The 20759-nt window shown below is 57.6% G+C and carries 14 protein-coding genes; 7 read left to right on the top strand and 7 right to left on the bottom strand.

The annotated features are described in order from the left end of the window. A partial coding sequence (locus tag FJU08_RS14425) for a tetratricopeptide repeat protein (RefSeq protein ID WP_141149927.1) occupies positions 1 to 342 on the bottom strand: 342 nt, incomplete at its 3' end. Between the two features lie 336 nt (positions 343 to 678). On the opposite strand from FJU08_RS14425, the gene FJU08_RS14430 reads away from it, so the two are divergent. Continuing rightward, on the top strand, positions 679 to 1659 hold the full coding sequence (locus FJU08_RS14430; protein WP_141149729.1) for an aldo/keto reductase: 981 nt from the start codon (positions 679 to 681) through the stop codon (positions 1657 to 1659). A 5-nt stretch (positions 1660 to 1664) separates the two neighbouring features. Here FJU08_RS14430 and FJU08_RS14435 read toward each other — a convergent pair whose 3' ends face one another. Next, on the bottom strand, positions 1665 to 2549 hold the full coding sequence (locus FJU08_RS14435; protein ID WP_141149730.1) for a LysR family transcriptional regulator: 885 nt from the start codon (positions 2547 to 2549) through the stop codon (positions 1665 to 1667). 102 nt (positions 2550 to 2651) lie between these two features. Between FJU08_RS14435 and FJU08_RS14440 the strand changes: the two genes are divergently transcribed. Beyond that, positions 2652 to 3857: an MFS transporter gene (locus tag FJU08_RS14440; protein WP_235890723.1), complete on the top strand. Its 1206-nt coding sequence runs from the start codon at positions 2652 to 2654 to the stop codon at positions 3855 to 3857. Positions 3858 to 4242: 385 nt separating this feature from the next. On the opposite strand, the gene FJU08_RS14445 is transcribed toward FJU08_RS14440, so the two are convergent. Continuing rightward, the gene (locus FJU08_RS14445) at positions 4243 to 4761 is read right to left on the bottom strand and encodes a MarR family winged helix-turn-helix transcriptional regulator (RefSeq protein WP_141149731.1); all 519 of its coding nucleotides are present in this window, start codon (positions 4759 to 4761) and stop codon (positions 4243 to 4245) included. A gap of 904 nt (positions 4762 to 5665) precedes the next feature. Between FJU08_RS14445 and FJU08_RS14450 the strand changes: the two genes are divergently transcribed. From FJU08_RS14450 to FJU08_RS14465, 4 genes are all read left to right on the top strand, one after another. Then, positions 5666 to 6217, top strand: coding sequence for a copper chaperone PCu(A)C (locus tag FJU08_RS14450; RefSeq protein ID WP_235890725.1), 552 nt, complete (start codon positions 5666 to 5668; stop codon positions 6215 to 6217). An 834-nt stretch (positions 6218 to 7051) separates the two neighbouring features. Further along, entirely contained in the window at positions 7052 to 10369 is a 3318-nt protein-coding gene (locus tag FJU08_RS14455; protein WP_181409856.1) for a DUF7507 domain-containing protein, read from the top strand. A gap of 56 nt (positions 10370 to 10425) precedes the next feature. After that, positions 10426 to 14094 carry a TonB-dependent receptor gene (locus FJU08_RS14460; RefSeq protein WP_141149734.1) on the top strand — a complete coding sequence of 1223 codons (3669 nt, stop codon included), beginning with the start codon at positions 10426 to 10428 and terminating at the stop codon, positions 14092 to 14094. A 205-nt stretch (positions 14095 to 14299) separates the two neighbouring features. Next, positions 14300 to 14908 carry a DsbA family protein gene (locus FJU08_RS14465; RefSeq protein ID WP_141149735.1) on the top strand — a complete coding sequence of 203 codons (609 nt, stop codon included), beginning with the start codon at positions 14300 to 14302 and terminating at the stop codon, positions 14906 to 14908. Positions 14909 to 14946: 38 nt separating this feature from the next. Here FJU08_RS14465 and FJU08_RS14470 read toward each other — a convergent pair whose 3' ends face one another. The 4 genes from FJU08_RS14470 to FJU08_RS14485 form a co-directional block, all read right to left on the bottom strand. Continuing rightward, complete coding sequence (locus tag FJU08_RS14470) at positions 14947 to 15969, bottom strand: hypothetical protein (RefSeq protein WP_141149736.1); 1023 nt, start codon at positions 15967 to 15969, stop codon at positions 14947 to 14949. Positions 15970 to 16196: 227 nt separating this feature from the next. After that, positions 16197 to 17075 (bottom strand): aldo/keto reductase, encoded by an 879-nt coding sequence (locus FJU08_RS14475; protein ID WP_141149737.1) that lies wholly within the window; start codon positions 17073 to 17075, stop codon positions 16197 to 16199. A 176-nt stretch (positions 17076 to 17251) separates the two neighbouring features. Next, positions 17252 to 18178: a Gfo/Idh/MocA family protein gene (locus tag FJU08_RS14480; protein ID WP_141149738.1), complete on the bottom strand. Its 927-nt coding sequence runs from the start codon at positions 18176 to 18178 to the stop codon at positions 17252 to 17254. Between the two features lie 153 nt (positions 18179 to 18331). Continuing rightward, on the bottom strand, positions 18332 to 19318 hold the full coding sequence (locus FJU08_RS14485) for a LysR family transcriptional regulator (RefSeq protein ID WP_181409857.1): 987 nt from the start codon (positions 19316 to 19318) through the stop codon (positions 18332 to 18334). A gap of 435 nt (positions 19319 to 19753) precedes the next feature. On the opposite strand from FJU08_RS14485, the gene ytfQ reads away from it, so the two are divergent. Continuing rightward, positions 19754 to 20704, top strand: a complete 951-nt coding sequence (gene ytfQ, locus FJU08_RS14490; protein WP_141149740.1) for a galactofuranose ABC transporter, galactofuranose-binding protein YtfQ — start codon at positions 19754 to 19756, stop codon at positions 20702 to 20704. The last annotated feature ends 55 nt before the right edge of the window (positions 20705 to 20759 follow it).

Below are 20759 nucleotides of genomic sequence, written 5' to 3' on the forward strand. Positions count from 1 at the left end.
ATTGCCCTTGTCTGCTGCTTGCTGGAAGAAGTCGACAGCCTTGGCCTCATCCATGGGGACGCCGGTGCCGGACTGATAGGCCCGGGCCAGTGCGAGCAATGCGCCTGAATTGCCCTTGTCTGCTGCTTGCTGGAAGAAGTCGACAGCCTTGGCATCGTCCTGCTCAACGCCATCACCTGTACTGTAAGCTCGGGCGAGCTTCATCATCGCCGAGGCATCTCCGTCGTTGGCGCGTTGTTCCAATGCAGGTACATCAAGAGTGGCATCCTGAGCGAATGAGGCGGCAGGGGTCAGTGCGATCATGATTGCACCGATGGCTGATAAATAGGCTTTTTTAGGCATTTTTGCCTCTCCAGACTGTTGGTTTTGGCTACGAATTTTTCTTAATCCGGTCTTTGCTCCAGATGATTAGGTTAAGCGGTACTTACAAAAACTAAACACGACGGTCGTTTGTTTATCTGGTGAGCCGATGCGCAATGTTCAGGCGCTCAACGCGATCATGCTTTTCGCGACATGCGAGAGGTGCCGACACGTAAGGTGCTATAATGAATGGTTCTGACGTCTGCCTAAAGAGAAAATTTGATTTTTTGATATTCACTGGCATTTTGGTCCCCGCATCATGCTGGTTGCGGCTTTATTCGTGCCTTTCGTCCGCCTCCCTATCGTAAGGAAGTCATTATGGATTATGTCAAACTTGGCCGCACGGGCCTCGATGTTTCACGCCTCTGCCTTGGTTGCATGACCTATGGCGTGCCGGAGCGCGGAACCCATCCCTGGTCGCTTCCGGAAGAAGAAAGCCGGCCGTTTCTGAAGAAGGCCGTGGAACTCGGCATCAATTTCTTCGATACGGCTAATGTCTATTCCGACGGTACGTCCGAGGAGATTGTCGGGCGCGCGCTGAAGGAGCTTCTGCCGCGCGACGAGGTCGTGATCGCGACCAAGGTTTTCAACCGTATGCACAAGGGGCCGAACGGTGCGGGCTTGAGCCGCAAGGCGATCATGCAGGAGATCGATAATTCTCTGCGCCGGCTCGGGACCGACTATGTCGACCTCTACCAGATCCACCGTTTCGACTACCACACGCCGATCGAGGAGACGCTGGAGGCACTGAGTGATGTCGTGAAGGCAGGAAAGGCGCGCTATATCGGCGCGTCTTCGATGCATGCCTGGCAGTTCGCCACGATGCTGGCAACCCAGAAGGCCAATGGCTGGGCGCGCTTCGTGTCAATGCAGAATTATGTCAACCTGCTCTATCGCGAAGAAGAGCGCGAGATGCTGCCGCTTTGTGCTGCCGAGGGGATCGGCGTCATTCCGTGGAGCCCGATGGCGCGTGGCCGGCTGACCCGGCCCTGGGCGACGGTGACGGAACGTTCAGAGACCGATGATTTCGGCAAGTCGCTCTATGTGGCCAGCGAGGACGCTGACCGGGAAGTCGTGAATGTCGTTGCCGCCATTGCCAATGAACGCGGTGTTCCCATGGCCCGTGTGGCACTGGCCTGGATTCTGTCCAAGGATGTGATCACCGCCCCGATTGTCGGCGCGTCCAAGCCACACCATCTGGAGGATGCCGAAGCGGCGCTGTCGTTTCACCTGTCACCGGAAGAAATCGGGCGGCTGGAAGCGCCTTATATTCCGCACCGGGTGATGGGTTTTTCCTGAACACCTCAGACCATTTTCAGACCGGCCAGCACATCCGAAACGGCCGATATAAAGATGGATACTTTGGGTGGCAGCATCAGGCGGGTCGGGAAAATGGCATAGACCGCTGTCGTTTCCGGGCAGGCGTCGGTGAGCGTGATGGCGCGCAGGCGTCCGGCTTCCAGATCGTCGGCGACGTTCCAGTGCGCAAGCACAGTGATGCCGGTGCCAGCAAGGGCGGCGGCATAGATCCCCTCAATGGAATTGCAGGTGAAGCGACCGTTGATCTTCAGCCGCTTTTCCCCATTCGACGTTTCGAAATGCCAGTGCTGTGCCGATGCGACAGTCAGGCAGGAATGATGCGCGAGTTGGTCCAGCCTTTCAGGCACGCCGTTCCGCTCAAGGTAATCCGGGCTTGCGACAAGCAGGCGCCGGTTGTCGGCGAGCTTGCGGGCGATCATTTCAGAATCACGCAGCCGTGCAATGCGGATGGCGAGATCCGTTCCGTTGGCCACGAGATCGGTCATGCCGTCATTCATGTCGATGTCGAGGCTCAGTTCGGGATGACGGGCGAGCAGGCCCGGGGCAAGCGGGGCAATGATCTTGCGCGAAAAGGGGATGGATGCCGAGACCCGCAACCGCCCGGTCACCCGCCCCGGATCGGTGAACAGGGTTTCGGCCTGCATGGCATTGTCAATGATCGCGCGGGCATAGCCAATCAGGCTTTCGCCCTCCTGTGTCAGCGATAGTGAACGTGTGGTGCGATGGATGAGGCGAACTGACAATTCCGCCTCGAGGGCGGCCAGGCGCCGGCTCGCCAGCATCGGTGTGATGCCGAGCCGGCGTGCTGCGGCAGACAGGCTGCCGCTATCGGCCGCAGCGACAAAGACGTGAAGATCATTGGTGTTCATTATATCACATATCGTTATGCCAGATCATCATATTGGAAGACTACCGGAAAAGACGTTAAAATCATACCTTCCAGCCATGCTTCTTAATGAAAGGCTTTGAACATGAATTCGCAACGCCGGACATCACCGGGCGGGCTTACTCCGGTTGTGCTTTACGCCATGACGCTTGCAGCGGGATTGGCTGCAGCAAATGTCTACTACAATCAGCCTATGCTCGGCCTGATTGAAGCGGATTTTCCGGGTAGCGTGCTGGCCACCTATATTCCCACAGCGACACAGCTCGGCTTTGCCGCCGGATTGTTCTTCCTGTTGCCGCTTGGCGATATTCTCAACCGACGGCGGCTGATCATCACGCAATTCGCCGTGATCGCCGTGGCTTCGGCGTTGACGGCGCTTTCGCCGACACCGTTCCTTCTGGCGCTTGCCTCAATCCTGCTTGGCGCTGGCGCTGCCGTTGCGCAACAGATTGTGCCCTATGCCGCGGCACTTGCCAGCGACAACGCCCGTGGGCGGACGATCGGGACCGTGATGGCTGGTTTGCTGACGGGCATTTTGTTCTCGCGCACGCTTTCGGGTTTTGTCGGTGAGCTTGCAGGATGGCGCTCCATGTTCTGGCTTGGTGTGCCGCTGGCCATTATCGGCGTCGTGTCGATGGCGGCGACACTGCCGGATCATGCACCTGTCTCGCAGATGCGGTATCGCGCCGCGCTTGGTTCGCTGGCCCATTACTGGCGCCAGCATCCGGCCTTGCGCACGGCAGCTTTCGTTCAGGCGGGGCTGTTCGGTGCGTTTACGGCCTTCTGGAGTATTCTGGCGCTCTATCTGGCGACGCCGCTTTTCGGCCTTGGTGCCGACGTCGCCGGCCTGTTTGGTGTTGTCGGTGTTGCCGGCATTCTTGCCGCGCCACTTGCCGGTCGGCTGGCTGATCGGCGTGGACCGCATCTGGTCGTCATCGTCGGTGCGCTTCTGGCGCTGGTTTCCTGGTTGTTCTTCGGCCTGACGGCGTCGCTGATAGTGCTCATTGTCGGCGTTGTCGTTCTGGATCTCGGTATTCAGGGCGCCCTGGTGTCCAACCAGCATATCATCTACGCGCTTGATCCGGCGGCTCGCAGTCGCATCAATACGCTGTTCATGACGGTGATGTTTCTGGGTGGTGCTATAGGCTCTTCACTCGCTGCCTTCGCCTGGAGCCATGGTGGCTGGACACTGGTCAGTCTGGCCGGTATTGGCCTTGCCGGGATGGCCGTATTGCTAAAGCTTGGCAGCCTGATGAGCAGACGCAAGGCTGTTTCACAGCCGGGCGGATAGGAAACCGGACATTCATGACCGGTTAATGGCGGCTGTCGGACTTCGTCCGGCGGCCTTTTTCTGTGCGCAGAAAAACGGGCGGAGCTGCTCTATCGACGCGGCCCCTGAATAGCACAGTCGATGGCAGCTCCGCCTCCGACGCAGCGTTAGCGCGTCGATCAGCGATCCTTAATGTCAATAATATTGACGCTCTGGCTTTTTTTGAACGGAGCGCGGGTCCGGAATGATCTGCTTGCGCAGATCATTCCGGCTTGCTGCCCCTGGCATTGAGCGGAACAAGGTTTTTTTCCTAACCGTCAACAAGGTTGACACTATATGACATCTGATAAAATGACAATCACAGAAACATTAAAATCTGTTCATCTTGTCGGGTGTCGGAGAGGCGTCAGCTGCGCCGCCGCCGCCAGCTGCTCATGCGCTCGTTGGAGATGGATTCATTGGCGACGGTGACCCGCTGCAACATGTTGCGTAAGGTTTCCCGCTCTTCCTGGGTGAGCGTGGCGAAGAAGTCATCTTCCACACGTGCGATAACGGCGATGGCCGCCTTCATCAATTGACGGCCTTTTTCGGTGATGGCGATCTGCTTGGTCGCATGTCCGGTGGCCGGTACCCAGGTGACATAGTCGCGCTCGACAAAGGAGGCGACGAGTTTACTCATGGCCTGTTTCGAGATGCCGGCGCGCTCGGCCATGGAGGTGATACTGGCACCCTCGAACTGCAAAACGCGCACGACGTGAAACTGCGCCGCCGTCAGCTTCTCGAAACCTTCCTCGTGAAGATAAGTCAGAGCCAGCTTGTCAAAGCCAACATGAATGCGATCAAGCAGGCGACCAAAATTGTTCCAGCGGAAAGCTCTCAGTTCGTCATCCATCATATCTGCGTCGTCGCTAATCGGATCTGTCAATTTCGGCTCCCGGCTGATCCAGTCTGAAAGCTCAGCTTAGTATTATGTTCGCGTTAACGGAAGCTGAGCGGAACGTTTTCAGACCTTAGGCGAATATATGATACACCCGGAGGGCCTGTTTCCGGACTACGCAACCACCTGCACGAGACCATGTGGTGCCGAATTTACAATTTATGCAAGTGGCAAATGTTCGAATTCACTTAAATGTAGCCTTTGTTGCGCTACGATTTGAGTTCGCGGCAAAGTTTGGACTTTATGCAGGTTTGTCCATTGGTGATTCGTCTGCGACAGCTGGTAGTTGGGGCGAAGGCACCGGCCCCTTGTAATCGCCCAGGTCAATATTGTGCCGTTTGTAGCCTCTTCGCGATAGCTGGTGGGTGTGCTGTCGGAACCAATAGCAAGCCTTTGCGGAAACGGCCGGTCTTCCAGGCGGCCGAGCGCCGGATTTTCGCGGGTCTACTTGGCGGTTGCCGGTTCAAATATGGGCGGAAGCGGGCGAGGGAGAGCTTGTGTACCAACGTCGCTTTCGCTGACAGTCACCATGCGTTTGCGTTACCCCGTTCCCCAAGCCTGTTGTCTTGCATTGCTGCTGCACATATAGGTTGTTCTGGCCCAGAAGCTGTGTTTGGAAAAGCTTGCACTTGCGTTAAGGAATGGGCCCGGGCACATTTCTCGCTGGAGTGGGGGAGAGAATGCGGAATGGGACGTCGAGCGCTTTTCAGATTGCCCTTGCCGCCTGCCGTGGCTGAACCGCCTTTGATGTTCTGATCTATTTTCTCTCCGGTTGCACGGTTTTGCTACTGCTACGGGCGGAAGCCGTTCGCGCCGCCCGCCCGCGCGTCTCGCCCCGATCCGGTTGATGTCGTGTGACAGCGGCTTTGCGATTTCTATACGGAGAGAAAAGATGAAAAAAATACTGTTGCGGCTGGCCATGGCCAGCGCTCTTATTCTTGCAAGCCAGTGCGGTGCCAGCGCTGAGACCATGCCGCAGGCGGATGCCGGTCAGACGACGGAGGGAACCACCGTCATGCTTGGCGATCTTGCTCTTAGCGGTGCCTTTGCCCGGGCAACACTGCCTGGCGCCCCGGTTGGCGGCGGCTTTCTGACAATCACCAATCATGGTGATAGCGATGACCGGCTCATATCGGCGGCGGCGGATATTGCCGGATTGGTGCAGCTTCACAATATGCGCATGGAAGGCGATGTCATGCGGATGTATCAGATGAAGGATGGTATCGATATACCTGCAGGCGATACCGTGATGCTTGCGCCCGGGGGGCTGCATATCATGTTCATGAAGCTGCATGGGCCACTCGTGGAGGGAGAAACCATTAAGGTGGAACTGAAGTTTATTAAAGCCGGTTCTATAATGGTTGACTTTCCAGTCCTGTCCGTCGCAGCCAGCGCGGCAGCCGGCATGACTGGCAATGACAGTATGAACATGCAGGGCAACTGAGCATACACATCTGGACTTGACCGGGTGTCAGCGCCGTAGGGCGATGTGTGCCTGCGTGAGATGCGCGGACCATCGTCTTGCGGCGCTGTGTTGTCTGGCGCTGACCTGTCTCGGGAGACCGTAAGCCTGAAGCGGGTAGCGCGTGTTGATTGTTCGAAAATCATAACAATATTTTTATCAAGGAAGCTCATCGCTAATGTATTTAAGCTTTTGAATTGAATTGATAAAATTTCCTAAATGTAAAAATGTATATACTAGTAAATATAGACGTGTATAGATAAAATCTATACTATAGAATTTAGCAAATTCACCTTCTCCGAGCCTGATGGCAGCTTTCGGCCGTTAAATAGTCGGCTCGAATCGAATTCCGAAACCTGCACGAAACAGGTCTGTCTGCGTTAACGCGCGGCCCTGGGGGCTTTCGTCGGAACGCTGCTGTGCAATTGCCGCAGCAGTTGGAACTCACTCGAGACATTGGCGGGAACAGCCTGCCGGAATCTGGCTTGCCGGATGCCGGCTGCGTTTTCGCGTCCATTCGAATGCTGGAGTTGGGGACACTCATTTATGACATTGAAAAGATTCATGTTTCCTGGACAACCCGTCCGGGGAGACGGTCCTGCGCGTGCTTGTGCAAGGCCACCGTCATGCGCCGTACGCCGCAGGGAAAGCGTCGATCTTTCTATTGTTGCGGTCTTCTTTGCCGTGCTGCTGGTTACGCTGGCAGTGTGCTTCTCGGCTGCGCGCGTCATGGCGCAGGATGTGCCGACGCTGTCTTGTGACAGTGACAGCCAGATTTTCAATACCGGCTTTAATCCTGCTTCCGGGCAGAAGATTATGTCAGGACCGGATACCTATTGGGAGGTTTCCAACCGGATCGCACCCTATTCCGGCGCCGTGCCGCCAGCAAGCCTGAACTACCAGCGTGCGGTCATCGTTAATAATCCGGTTGGGATCTGGGCAAAAGCGCTCAAGCGGAACACGAACTGGATTTCCTACAGAAATGACGGCCTGCAGGAGCCGGGCAATGCTGCAGCCAACAACCGGGAGTCCAAGTATTACAAGGACGTGTTTTTTCGGTACCGCTTCAATATTGCGGACGGGATTGACCCGAATGCATTCTCTCTAGACATGAATTTTCAGGCCGATGACGTTGTCTATCAGGTCTGGGTCAATGACCGGGCGCAGAACGTACACTCCCCATATGGCGCCAATCCCTATAACAATGACAACTATTCAAGCGGCAAATATACCAACGGGAAGCTTGAGGGCGCCTTTCGTCAGGGGGCGAACGAGATCGTTGTGCAGGTCAAGACCCGGCCGGCACATATTGGCCTGCAGGCTTATTTTGCCGGCAATGCGGGTATCTGCAAGGCTTCGATCAGCGTCGAGAATCAAGCCACCTTTAGCGACGCCAATCGCAATGGTCTGGCCGATGCCGGCGAGACGATCAAATATGATGTCCCTGTCAAGAATACCGGCAGCCTGGATCTAACGGGCCTTTCCGTTTCCAACCCGCCTGTTGAATCGATGAACCCGTCCCAGATCGGCAGCCTGCCGATTGAACAAGATGGTGTCTCCCATGGCAGCTACAGCCTGACCCAGGCGGATATCGACGCTGGCAAGGTTCATGCCGAAGCGACGGTTTCCGGCAGGGATAGCCGCGGCAACACGATTTCCGGCAAGGCTGCGGCCGATACGGTCTTGCCCCGCAAGGCGGCGCTTGAAATCAAGAAAGAGGTTTCCGGCGGCGGTGCAGACTTCTATCCCGGTGCCAGTCTCTCCTACAAGGTCACGGTCACCAATACCGGCAATCTGACGCTCAGCAATGTCACGCTGACAGACAAGACCCTCGACGCACCGCTTGTCGCAAAGGGGGGCTTCGACGGCCGTATGAAGCCCAAAGATGTCGTCGAACTGACGGGCAGCTATACGCCGAGCCAGGCGGAGATCGACAAGGGTTCGCTGACCAATGTGGTTGACGTGACTGCAACCACGCCGCCCGGCGCCGGTTCCAACGGCGGCAACCAGATTTCGGCAAGGGCCGAAGCGACGACCCGCTTTCCTGTGGATGCAGGCATCAAGGTTTTGAAGACCGGCACGCTCGATGACGCGAATGGCAATGGTCTTTACGATGTTGGCGAGACCATCAACTACCTGATTACGGTCACCAATACCGGCGGCGTCACGCTGCGGAACATCCTGCCTGAGGACACGCTGAAGCGGGATGACGGCACAACGCAGAAGATCGCGCTCACGCCGGCAACGCCGCAGGTTCTGGCGCCGAAAGATCACGTTGAGTTCCGGGCCCGCTACGAGGTTACCCAGCATGATATCGATGCTGGCGGCATGACCAATACGGTGATCGCCAGCGGTACTCCGCCCGGTGACGATACGCCGCCGGTTTCAGACGGCGATGAAGCGCGCATCGGTGACCCCAACAACCATGCAGCCATCGACGGTGTTCTGAAAGGAACGCTTGAAGATGCCAATGAAAACGGCATGGGCGACGAAGGTGAAACCGTCACCTTCACGATGGACGTCACCAATACCGGTGAGACCACGCTTGAATCGGTGAATGTCAGGCCAGCGCTTGCGGGCCTTGAGATGACGGCGTCAGAAACGACGCTTGGGCCGAAGGAAACGACGCATTTCACCGGGACCTACAAACTGGCCGCCAAGGATGCCGAAGATGGCCGCCTGCTCAACCAGGCGATCCCGGCGGGCAAGAAAACCGGGGGCGAAGAGGTCACCGGCGAACTGAGCAAGGTTGAAATCACCTGGGCCAGTCCGTCAACGCTCGTCACGCGCAAATCCGGCACGTTCAATGATGTCGACGGGGATGGTTTTGCCAGCGAAGGCGACATCATTTCCTATGCGATTGCCGTCACCAATGAGGGTGGCCAGCGGATCGAAAATGTGAAGCCGGTCGATGACGGGGTCGTGCTTCCGGGCGGTCAGAAGGGATCCGGCACGCTTGAACGCTTCAGCCCGGCTTCCGCCACGCTCGGCCCGGGTGAAACGGTCACCTTCAGGGCGGATTACCGCCTCAGCCTTTCCGATGTGGATCTTGCCGCCGGCGATCCTCAGGGGATTGTCAACAAGGCTACGGCCACAGGGGCGTCCGGTCAGCAGAAGGTTCCGGCCAAGCCGGGTTCGGCAACTGTGGTTCTGCCTGATCTGGCGCCATCGGAAATCAGCCTCACCAAGCAGGCCGGCGTCACACAGATCCGTCGTGGAGACCGGGCGCCATTCACCATCACGATCACCAATAACGCAAAAAACGAGGTTTCGGATCTCAGCGTTGAAGACATGCTGCCTGCCGGTTTCCGCTATACGGCAGACTCGGTCACCCTCAATGGCGAGGCGGTCAAGCCGGTCATTTCAGGCCGTTCGATCCGCGTCGACAAGATCACGGTTGGCTCCGGCGAGACGGCCTATCTCCGCCTCTCGATGACGGCGCTGCCGACGCTGGCACCCGGGGATTACGCGAACAAGGCCAATGTTTTCGACCGTTTCGGACGGCGGCTTGCACTGGAGGCGCGTGCCAAGGTGACGGTGATGCCCGATCCGGTCTTCGATTGCGGCGATATCATTGGCCGGGTTTTCGATGACCGCAATGGCGATGGCTATTTCGACAAGGGGGATCCCGGCATTCCCGGTGCACGGGTGGCAACGGTCACCGGTACGCTGATCACCACAGACAAGCATGGACGTTTCCATGTCGCCTGTGCGGATCTCCCGGACCAGCAGATCGGTTCGAACTACATCCTCAAACTCGATGAGCGATCCCTGCCGACCGGCTACAGGCTGACCAGCGAGAACCCCCGGGTTGTGCGTCTGACAGCCGGTAAGATGACCTCCATCAATTTCGGGGTCAGTGCTGGGCATGCGGTGAATTTCGACATCCTGCCCGAGGCTTTCACGGCGGATACGGCGCTTCTGAAGGGTGAATGGCAGCATGGCATCGATCAGCTGATCGCGACGCTGTCAAAAAGTCCGGCCCGGCTGCGTGTCACCTATCACACGGTTTCCACCGACTTGCTGGCTGACCAGCGGCTGGCCGCCGTCTCGCGCGCGATTGACGCACGCTGGACCGCCGTCGGAGCGCCCTACGAGCTCGATCTCTCCACACGCAAGCAAGTCTCGCAGTGAGCGGGTACCTGCGTCGAAACCTTATACAGGTTGGAACAAATCTCATGAATTCTTCAATGAAAACAAAATTCCTTCTTCTCGGACTCTATGCGTCCACGGCAATGTTCTCCTGGATTGAGGGGGCTCGCGCCGATGATGAACCGGTGCCTTTCGCGATCACCGTGGATGGTCAGCCACTGCTGTCAGGTAATGCGCCGCTTGTGCCATCGGCAGATGGCCAGACCTTCGCTGCACCGGCGGTGCCATCATTTGATCCGCTGGACAATGTCGACATTCAGGTCAAGTTTGATGGACTTGGCGCAAAGCCGGTCCTGAATGTTCTGACACGGGATGTCGAAAAGCCGGTCGGCTATGGTGACACGGTCGACTTCGTGACGAGTTCGAACTATCCCGACTTTATCCAGCGTGCTGAAATCCGCGTTTTCAAAGATGACAAGACCTTCAGTCCCGATAGTGTTCCGATGGATGTCATCCCGGCAAAAGTGAACGGGGACACGCAATGGGTCCTGCCGCCCATACCCGATGACGAGGAGAAGCTCGTCTATGTCCTGCGCGTCTATGGCCAGAACGGGCTTTATGACGAAACGCGCGCGCGCCTGATCCGCCTCAAGCCGACAACCGGTTATCTCAACCAGCCGGGTTCGAAGCTTTCGCGCAGGGCCGGGGCCAGCGGCCCTGAGGACCTGCAGGGCACGCTCGACATGTCGGAAGACTATGCCGGGATCCGCAATATGGTGCTGAATGGCGGCCAGGTCACGGTCTACGGCAAGAATGTGCCTGATGGCTACAGGGTCGAGGCATTGAACGACAATGTTCCAACCGAGGACGGTGCCTTTGTCATCCAGCGCATTCTGCCTGCCGGCCAGCGATCGGTGGATGTGTCGGTGCTCAGGCCCGACAGTCCGCAGGGGCTGGAATTCTCCCGTGATGTCGAAATTCCCGAGAGCGAATGGTTCTATGTCGGTCTGGCCGATCTGACAGTCGGTCAGCGCAGTGGTTCATCGCATATCGAAGATGTCGTTCCCGGCGAATATGACAAGATCTATACCAAGGGTCGTGTCGCCTTTTACCTGAAGGGCAAGATCAAGGGGAAATATCTGATGACGGCCTCTCTCGATACCGGAGAGGGCGAGCTGAAAGATCTGCTTCCCGGGCTCGGAGACAAGAAAAAGCGCGATCAACTGCGCAACCTGAAGGAGGATGACTATTATCCTGTCTACGGGGACGATTCCGTGGCCTATGAGGACGCGCCGACGCGGGGAAAATTCTTCGTTCGCCTTCAGGCGGACAGCAGTCAGGTCATGTGGGGCGAATATAAGGTCAAGATTGACGGAACCGAACTACAGAAGAGCAATCGTGCGCTTTATGGTGCCCAGGCGATCTATCAGCCCAACAGGGCCACGTCGTTCGGGGCGCCGCGGACCAAGGCCCAGCTTTATGCCGCAAAGCCCGACGAGCTGACGGCGACGGACCAGTTCAAGGCGACCGATGGTTCGCTCTACTTCCTCAACCATAATGATCTGGTCAACAGCAGTGAAACGGTGACGGTCGAAATCCGCAACCGCGACACCGGTGAGGTTCTCAGACGGCAGACACTTTCCTATGGCGAGGACTATACGATCAGCTACACGGACGGCCGCGTCCAGCTCATGCATCCGCTTCCTTCGCAGGCCGGCAGCACTGATACGGTCAGGGACGGTGCGATTGGTGGCAATGATGTCTATCTCGTCGTGCAGTACAACTATGAGCCGACCACAACGGATGTTGATGGTTATGTCTATGGTGGCCGGGCCGAGCAATGGGTTGGCGATCATGTCCGTCTCGGGGTGACGGGTTCCTCCGACAATTCAGATGGTGACAGATCCAAGGCCTATGGTGGTGATGTCAGGTTGCGCTATACGGACAAGACCTATCTTGACGCTGAAGTCGCCAAGACCGAGGGATCGATAAACAATCTGTCGACGTCGACGGATGGTGGTCTCAGCTTTGTGTCCCCAGGTTCGGACGGGTCCGGCAAACAGGCGCTTGGCTGGCGGCTTGCCGGTCAGGCCGATCTGTCGGATTTCAGCAGTTCCGCGACGGGGCTTATCAAAGGCTATTTCGACAGCAAGGAGGCAGGCTTCAGCTCCATCACGGAAGATCTGAGTGCTCCGCAGGAGAGCTGGGGGATCAGTGCACGTGAACTGCAGCTGACGCAGGATCTCTCACTGGATTTGTCCTATGATTATTTTGATCGGGACAGCTACTACAATGAGGATTCTGACAGTGTCGTTGCCGGCCGCACCAAGCAGAACGGAAAGGCGTCGCTGTCGAAGGAAATCAACGATCGGCTGACGATGTCCTTCGGACTTGGCTATGTCGTGCAGCGCGATCCGTCCGAACGTGAGGCCGGTCGCTATGGCACCGATGGACGACGCCTGGATACGGGTGTCAGAGCGTCTTATCTGCTCAACGACGAGGTCAGCAAGATCTACGGTTTCGGGCAGGTCACGGCCAACCGTCAGGGCAATATCATGCGCAATGACCGTGGCGGTATCGGTACCAATTATCAGCTCACCGAGCGGCTCGGGGCGAATGCCGAAGTCTCTTATGGGACGACGGGGCTCGGTGGTCTGGTCGGGCTTTCCTACAAGACCAGCGATACAGACCGCTATTATATGAATTATGTCCTGGATCCGGATCGTGCCTATGACTGGAACCGCTCCTATGACCTTTCCGGTCGTGATCTCGGACGGCTGGTTGTTGGTGCGGAAAAACAGCTGAATGACATGTGGAGTGCCTATGCCGAAAACAGCTATGATCTTTACGGCGAGCGCAATGACATGTCGAAAACCTATGGCATCAAATTTGCGCCTGACGCTGTCAGGACCGTTGAGGCCTCCTATGCTGGCGGCCAGGTGATCGACAACACGATCAACCCCAGCACCGGTCTCAAAAATGCCGATTCCAACCGTGATTCCTTTGCTCTGGCCTATAGCTATGATGACGACAAGAATTCCGGTATTTCAATGCGGTTGCGCGGCGAAACCATCTTCCAGAATTCTGATGATGGTCGCCGCGATGTCGACACCTATCTTGCAACCGGCTTCCTGAATTATCGCACGAATGACAACTGGCGTTTGCTGACCAGCATTGATGCCGCCTACAACAACAAGGGTGACAACGCCTATTCCACGGTGGGCGACTATATCAACGGCTCGATCGGCTATGCCTATCGGCCGATCGACAATGATCGTTTCAATGCCCTGTTCCGCTATAATTTCGTCTACAACCTGCCGGACAGCAATGGCAGAACGCGTAGCACCGAAAGAAACGACCCAGGTCAGCGTTCGCATATCTTCTCGGCTGATGTTGAGTTTGAAGCGGCCAAGATGCTGACGCTGGGGGCGAAATATGGTTTCCGCATCGGCCAGTCCAATCAGCAGGTCAGCGATCCGCAGAAGGGCCTTTATCTCGCAGGCTGGCAAAACTCCAACGCACAGCTGGCCGTGCTGCGGGCCGACTTCCATGTGGTGGAAAAATGGGACCTCCTCACAGAAGGGCGGGTTCTGTATCAGCCCAGCAGCGATAGTGTCCGCTATGGGGCGCTCGCCGGTGTCTATCGCCAGGTCGGCGAGAATCTCAAGGTCGGCGGCGGCTATAATTTCGGCAGTTTCAGTGATGACCTTGCAGATCAGACCTATAATGATCGCGGCTGGTTCATCAATATTGTCGGCAAGATCTAAGCTAAAGACCGGCGGCATCGGCCGCCGGTCTTTGACATTTGATGTGATTTCAGGCTCAAGTGCTGACGCTTTGTCTGTGTTCTCCAGGGCGGAGCCCGGAATAAAACCATAAAGTGTCCATATTTTAATATCAATCTATGATTGCTTTTTTGGCATTGCGGCAGCTGGCCGGGATGTGTCCTGATGAGAAAAGAGGGAGATTTGGATGATTTCGCGCAGAGGATTTCTTGCTGTCATGGGGGCAACAGTTCCGCTTCTGTCGGCAGGTATTGGCCATGCGGAAGAACAGCCAAGTCCCAGGGCCGTGCTGTTTGACAAAGACGCACCGGTTATCGGCAATCCTGACGGCGATGTCACCGTGGTGGTCTATTTTGACTATCAGTGCAGCTATTGCAAACGCGATTATCCGATGTTGCGCAAGGCGATTTCCGATGATGGCAATACACGGCTGGTGATGAAGGACTGGCCGATCTTCGGCCCGGTTTCTGCCTATGCGGCGCAATGTGTTTTAGGTGCTGCCCAGCTTGGCCAGTATGAGGCGGGGCTGGATGCCTTGATGCGGGCAACCGGGCGGCTGGAAATGACGACGGTTGACACAATCCTCACCAATGCCGGCCTTGACATGGATGCGCTATCCACGGCTGTGAAGCGCAATAGCCGAAAAATCAACGGTCTGCTGGATCGCAATTATCTTCAGGCAGATGCTTTCGGCTTTATCGGCACGCCCTCCTATATCGTCGACAAGACATTGTTCCCCGGTGTTATCGGTGCAGATGTCCTGAGCGCTGCCATTGCCGAGGCCCGCGCGACCTGAACACCGGCAGAAGGCAAGGGGTATGGTTCGGTTCGGCGTCACAGCGAGACCCGGCGACCGTCCTGCAATGTCAGCTCGACATGCGCTGCCTGCTCCATCGTGACAATGGCGCCGATATAGCCGAGGGTTTCGATTGGTTTCCCGTTGATGGCAGCAATCCGGTCTGTGGTGGCAAGCTTCGCTCTGGCGGCGGCCGAGCCGCGACGGATATAGACGATGTCGCTGGCGTCTGCCGTACTGATTTGCAGGCCATAGCGGCGCAGAGGTGCGGCTGCTTCCAGCGGCGTGTCCGGCTGGCGCGCCAGCAGCAGACGGTTTCCCGGTCCATCGATGCCAACCCGGAAGCGGTTGAGAAAGCTTCCACCGATGGCAGCCCATGAAGCTTTCTGGACAATCACATTGCTGGCACAGACCGTCTGCACACAGACAGGCATGGGGGCTGAAAGGGTCGTCTTTTCACGGCGCTTCATCTGGATGGAATATTCGATGCTATCGCTCCGGTAAGCCATGCCGGTTGTGCTCTTGACGCGGGTATAGGATGAGCCCGTATCGAGCAGAACCTTCTCGAAGGTGCGCCTGCCGACAGAAACAGCCATATGAGGGCGGCTTGTGTGATCGATGGCAAAGGGCAGGCTTGCGGTGTCCTTACCGGCGGGCAGGGTGCCGATAATCATGCGGCCAGCACGATAGTCGAGCGTGAACTGAAGTTTGGCGAGTGCGCTGTAGCCGATAAGGCCATTGATATAGCCGGGGCGCGCCAGGCTGTAGGGGCTATCGGCTGCCTTGAGGCTGTCGGAGACGCAGGTTCCGTCTTCAAAGCAAAGTGAAACTTTGCCCGGCCGGAAATAATCCGGCGCGACCATTGTTCTTGCCGCACCCGTGTCAACCAGCATGGCGATCGGGGCTGCCCCGTTGATGGAGACGCGGACAATCGGATGTACGCCGTTCAAGACGGTGAGCGGAACATCACCGGCGATCGCCAGAACGGGCCCGGCGCCGAGAAAAGCCAGAAAGACAGCGAAGAGGTGGCCAATGCCGCCTGTCAAGCAATCCGGTCTCATGCGTTTGTCCTCTCCATCGTCGGCGGCAGGAAACGGCCATATTTGCCGACAGGATCGCAAGAGCACAACCGAAATTTCAGAACTGTTGACGGACGGGGCCGGCTGCTGCCCGTCATTGCCGAATGCATCACATTGCGGAGGGGATTTCTCTCTGGAGCGGGTGCAGGGAAGGCCAAACGATGGGCGGAGGCTATGAACGCCGCCACAGGGGCGGCGTTCATGGCTGGCTATTTCTGCTTTTCGGCAAAGGCGGCACGGCCGGCGCTGTCGAGCGCAGCAAATTCGGCATCCGTCAGCTTGAGGGCTGCTGCGGCGACATTTTCTTCCAGATGTGCGCGCTTGGATGTACCGGGAATCGGCAGTATGACCGGGCTACGTCGCAGGACCCAGGCAAGAGCGACCTGGCCCGGCGTGGCATTATGGGCCTTGACGATGTCATCCATGATCGTGCCCGGCCCGGCCAGTGCGCCGGCAGCGAGCGGAAACCAGGGAATGAAGCCGATCCCGTTTTCTTCGCAATAATCGAGCACGGCTTCGCTGGTGCGATCGACGAGATTGTACCGGTTTTGCACTGTGGCGACCTTGAAATGGCTTGAGGCTGCCTTGATGTCAGAAACCGAGACTTCCGAGAGACCTGCATGGGCGATCAAGCCTTCTTTCAGAAATTCGGCAATAGCGCCGAACTGCTCGTCAGCGGGGACTTTCGGGTCAATCCGGTGAAGCTGCCAGAGCGGAATCTGCTCCAGCTTGAGGTTGCGCAGGCTCTTGTGCACCTGCTGACGCAGATATTCCGGTCGTCCGACAGGTGGCCAGATACCCGGTCCGGTGCGGGTCAGCCCGCCCTTGGTGGCGATGGTGAGCCCGGAATAGGGATACAGGGCCTCGCGGATCAGCCATTCGGACACATCCGGCCCGTAACTGTCTGCTGTATCGATGAAATTGACGCCGAGTTCGGGCAGGCGCTTCAGCGTTCTGAGCGCCTCGTCCCTGTCTGCGGGTTCGCCCCAGACGCCCGTGCCGGTGATGCGCATGGCGCCGAAGCCGAGCCGGTTAACCGTGAGATCGTCGCCGATTTTGAATGTGCCGGATTGAGCCGCGTCGGTCATGGAATTCTCCCTTGATGAAACGAGACGGATTTTAATGCCGCGGTGAGAAGTTGAGCGGCATGAAAGATCTTGGCTCTTGTCACATGGTCAGCTGGTGACCGCGTTTCAATGGAAGGGCGCGCATTTGCGACAGATTGCCGTTATGTGCGGTGTGTTTTCCCGAAGTGGGATCCATCCTATCCGCAAAAAGCGAGGCCATTTTCGCGCAGGCCCTGGGCAAAGGCATCGGTAACCTGCACCAGAGGGCTTGTGTCGACATCGCTTTGGCCGGCGGCGATCAGAGCGGCGAAATGACGGTAGAGCGTTGCATATTCCTGTTCAGCCTGATCGCAGATGATCTCGCCGTTGTGCTGCAGCCGCATGCCGCTGCGATCGATGGCAACGAGACCATCATCGGTCTCGATGAGGATGGTTTTGTTATCGTCACCGGTTTGCCGCCAGTCGAATTCTGCCGTGACGGGCAGGCCGTCAGCGCCTGCAAGCTTCAGATATGCGGCGATCGGCGCATTGCGGCTTTCGGGGTAAACGAGGCGGGCGGATTCTAGCTGCAACGGTACCGGCAGAATATGGTTCAAGAGCGCCAAGCCATTGATACCGCTATCAAAAACGCCAAAGCTCTCACGGCGCCAGATCCAGGTCTGGTGTGGATGCCAGCGGCGCACATCTTCATTCCAGCGCAACGTCGCGGACCGGACCATGCATTGCCCGAGCAACTGGCGGGCTGGTTCGGCAGCCGGGGCAAAGCGGCTATGCCAGCTGGTGAAGAGGGTAAGCCCCCGGTCTTCTGCCTCCCGTTTGAGCTTCGCCATGTCTGTCAGGCTTGTGGCGGGCGGCTTTTCGAGCAGCACATGGCAGCCAGCCTTCAGCGCCGCCATGGCCAGCGGGAAGCGGACATGCGGGGGAACGCAGAGGGCAAAGGCATCGACATTGCGATCGGCCTCAAGGAGTGCGTCCATCGAGGCAAAGGCGGGGCTGATATCATCGGGCAGGAGCGGGTCGACAACGCCAGCCAGTCGAAAGTGGCGATCGGCGGCGATCGCCGGCAGATGCTGGTCACGGGCAATCTTGCCGAAACCGACAATGGCAATGCCGATCTGTGTCATGCTCTCCCCCGTTTATCCGCCGCGCCGGTTCTCCCCGAACAGGAATCGCGCAGCGGATGCGCATATCTTCCGTTTATCCCTGCTTAAGCAGGAGGGGAAGCGGAGGCCATGATGCCGGTGCGATTTTTCTCCATTTGAACCAGGGCAGGGCGGTTATGTGGCGGCCTGGCGGGTGGAAAAGAGATTGGCGAGCTGTTTTTCGATCAGTGTCAGCACCCGCCAGACCGGCGGCGAGGGCGAACCGTCTGCGCGCTGGATCAGCGAATAGGGGCTGACATTGATCTCCTCCTTCAGCGGTAACTGGCAGACCCGGCCGCCGAGAATGCCGTCTTTCTGAAAGAAGGCGGCGACGGGCCGTGCCACCGGGCTGATCGCATCGGTCTCGGAGATGATGGCGAGCGTCAGCAGTGCCGAAGTGGTCACGAGAATATGTTTCGGCAGCATCAGCCCGTGAGCGAGAAGGTGGACCTCGATGGAGCGGCGCAATGGTGATCCGGCGGGCTGCAATACCCAGTCATAATCAAGGCAATCGCCGATCGACAACGTATCGGCACTGGCAAGCGGGTGATCGAGCCGCGCCATAAGGCTGACCGGTTCAAAACCGATCGGGCGCATGGTCACGGTCTTGGCATCCATGTCCTCCGGCAGGCGGCCGAGATAGAAATCGAGATTGTAGGAAAACAGCGCCTCCGACAGCTTGTCGGAGGTATCAACCTGCACCGTCAGCTCGATTTCGGGATAATCGCGGCGCAATTCGCGGATCACCGGCATGACGATCTCAAGTGAGGGACCGGTAACAGCGCCCATCCGCACCGAACCGCGCGCGCCGGCGGCCATCTGGGCGATTTCCCGATGGCTTTCATCGAGCTGATGCAGAATGACAACGGCGCGCTGGGCAATGGCATAACCGATCTCCGTCAGCACAACACCACGGCCGTGGCGGTCATAGAGCTTGGCACCGACCGTATGTTCGAGTTCGCCGAGCAGGCGCGACGCGGCTGACTGGGTCATGCCGAGCTGGGCGGCGGCGGCCGAGATCTGGCCGCTGCGTTCGAGGATCGAGATCAGCCGGAGTTGCGAAAAACGTAAACCCCTGCGGATAAACTCGTCTTCGAGGAAAATCTGCTCCTTGCCTGCCATAGGATATACCAATTTCGCTATATCTATTGAGTTATTATTCATTTGAACGTCTAGCACAAAATTGCAACTATGGCTTCAGCGATTTGGCCGAAATTTTTATTTAACGCCCTGAAATTAAATCGTTAAATGTGAAATTGCGGTTGCTCGCTCCATAGCTCGGGCGCTCTGTTTGCGGCCGAAGGGGAGGTTGACGAACAATCAGACTGCAGGCCCCGGCCGGAGGTTTCCGGAGCGGGACAGGACAGTTGTGCCCGAAACATCCGCTGGACGCTTCTGGAGGTGGAGGCGCGTGTGGTGAGGGTGGTGTTTGTCGCTAATTTACTGACCTGACGGCGAGTGGAACGCTTGCGTCATCGTCCGCTTTCTGGGTGGACATTCTGTCGGGTGTGAACCGGGGAGGACCGGTTGGCCCGACGATAACTGGGAGGACTTTTCATGAAAGCATTGCTTTTGACGACCGTTGCCGCGCTTGCAATGAGCGCTGCTGCCGCGTCGGCCGAAACGGTCGGCTTTTCGCAGATCGGATCGGAATCGGGCTGGCGCGCCGCCGAGACGACCATCACCAAACAGCAGGCTGAAGAACGTGGCATCGATCTGAAATTCTCCGATGCACAGCAAAAGCAGGAAAACCAGATCGCAGCAATCCGCTCCTTTGTGGCGCAGGGTGTTGACGCGATCTTTCTGGCACCGGTTGTTGCAACCGGCTGGGACAGCGCGCTGGAAGAGGCAAAGGATGCCGGCATTCCGGTGATCCTGCTCGACCGCCAGGTTGATGCGCCCGATGATCTTTACATGACGGCTGTCGGCTCCAATGTTGTCCATGAGGGCGAAGTTGCCGCCAACTGGCTGATCGATACGGTCGGCGACAAGGATTGCAACGTGGTTGAACTGGAAGGCACGACGGGCTCTTCCGTTGCCATCGACCGCAAGAAGGGGTTTGACGACACGGTCGCATCGCATCCCAACATCAAGATCATCCGCAGCCAGACGGGCGATTTCACCCGTTCGCAGGGCAAGGAAGTCATGGAAAGCTTCCTGCAGGCGGAAAATGGCGGGCAGAATATCTGCGCGCTCTTCTCGCATAATGACGACATGGCCGTTGGCGCCATTCAGGCCATCAAGGAAGCTGGCCTGAAACCCGGTTCCGACATTCTGGTGGTCTCGATTGATGCCGTCCCGGACTATTTCCAGGCGATGTCCGAAGGTGAGACCAATGCCACTGTCGAGCTGACCCCCAACATGGCCGGTCCGGCCTTTGATGCACTCGCTGCCTACTGGAAAGACGGCACCATGCCGCCGAAATTCATCCAGACGGAATCGAAGCTTTACACCCAGGCTGACGATCCGGCCGGCGAATATGCCCGCCGCAAGGACCTTGGTTACTGAGGTCCCCTCCCGAGCCGCCGGGGCCGTTTCATCGGTCCCGGCGGGTCAAGCCTGG

The organism is Martelella alba, assembly GCF_006516955.1.
GTDB classification, from domain to species: domain Bacteria; phylum Pseudomonadota; class Alphaproteobacteria; order Rhizobiales; family Rhizobiaceae; genus Martelella; species Martelella alba.

What these genes read in the sequence shown, in the direction of transcription:
- FJU08_RS14430 (WP_141149729.1), top strand. Translation starts at nt 679, where the DNA reads ATGGATTATGTCAAACTTGGCCGCACGGGCCTCGATGTTTCACGCCTC.
- FJU08_RS14435 (WP_141149730.1), bottom strand. Translation starts at nt 2,549, where the DNA reads ATGAACACCAATGATCTTCACGTCTTTGTCGCTGCGGCCGATAGCGGC.
- FJU08_RS14440 (WP_235890723.1), top strand. Translation starts at nt 2,652, where the DNA reads ATGAATTCGCAACGCCGGACATCACCGGGCGGGCTTACTCCGGTTGTG.
- FJU08_RS14450 (WP_235890725.1), top strand. Translation starts at nt 5,666, where the DNA reads ATGAAAAAAATACTGTTGCGGCTGGCCATGGCCAGCGCTCTTATTCTT.
- FJU08_RS14455 (WP_181409856.1), top strand. Translation starts at nt 7,052, where the DNA reads ATGTCAGGACCGGATACCTATTGGGAGGTTTCCAACCGGATCGCACCC.
- FJU08_RS14460 (WP_141149734.1), top strand. Translation starts at nt 10,426, where the DNA reads ATGAAAACAAAATTCCTTCTTCTCGGACTCTATGCGTCCACGGCAATG.
- FJU08_RS14465 (WP_141149735.1), top strand. Translation starts at nt 14,300, where the DNA reads ATGATTTCGCGCAGAGGATTTCTTGCTGTCATGGGGGCAACAGTTCCG.
- FJU08_RS14470 (WP_141149736.1), bottom strand. Translation starts at nt 15,969, where the DNA reads ATGAGACCGGATTGCTTGACAGGCGGCATTGGCCACCTCTTCGCTGTC.
- FJU08_RS14475 (WP_141149737.1), bottom strand. Translation starts at nt 17,075, where the DNA reads ATGACCGACGCGGCTCAATCCGGCACATTCAAAATCGGCGACGATCTC.
- FJU08_RS14480 (WP_141149738.1), bottom strand. Translation starts at nt 18,178, where the DNA reads ATGACACAGATCGGCATTGCCATTGTCGGTTTCGGCAAGATTGCCCGT.
- FJU08_RS14485 (WP_181409857.1), bottom strand. Translation starts at nt 19,318, where the DNA reads ATGGCAGGCAAGGAGCAGATTTTCCTCGAAGACGAGTTTATCCGCAGG.
- ytfQ (WP_141149740.1), top strand. Translation starts at nt 19,754, where the DNA reads ATGAAAGCATTGCTTTTGACGACCGTTGCCGCGCTTGCAATGAGCGCT.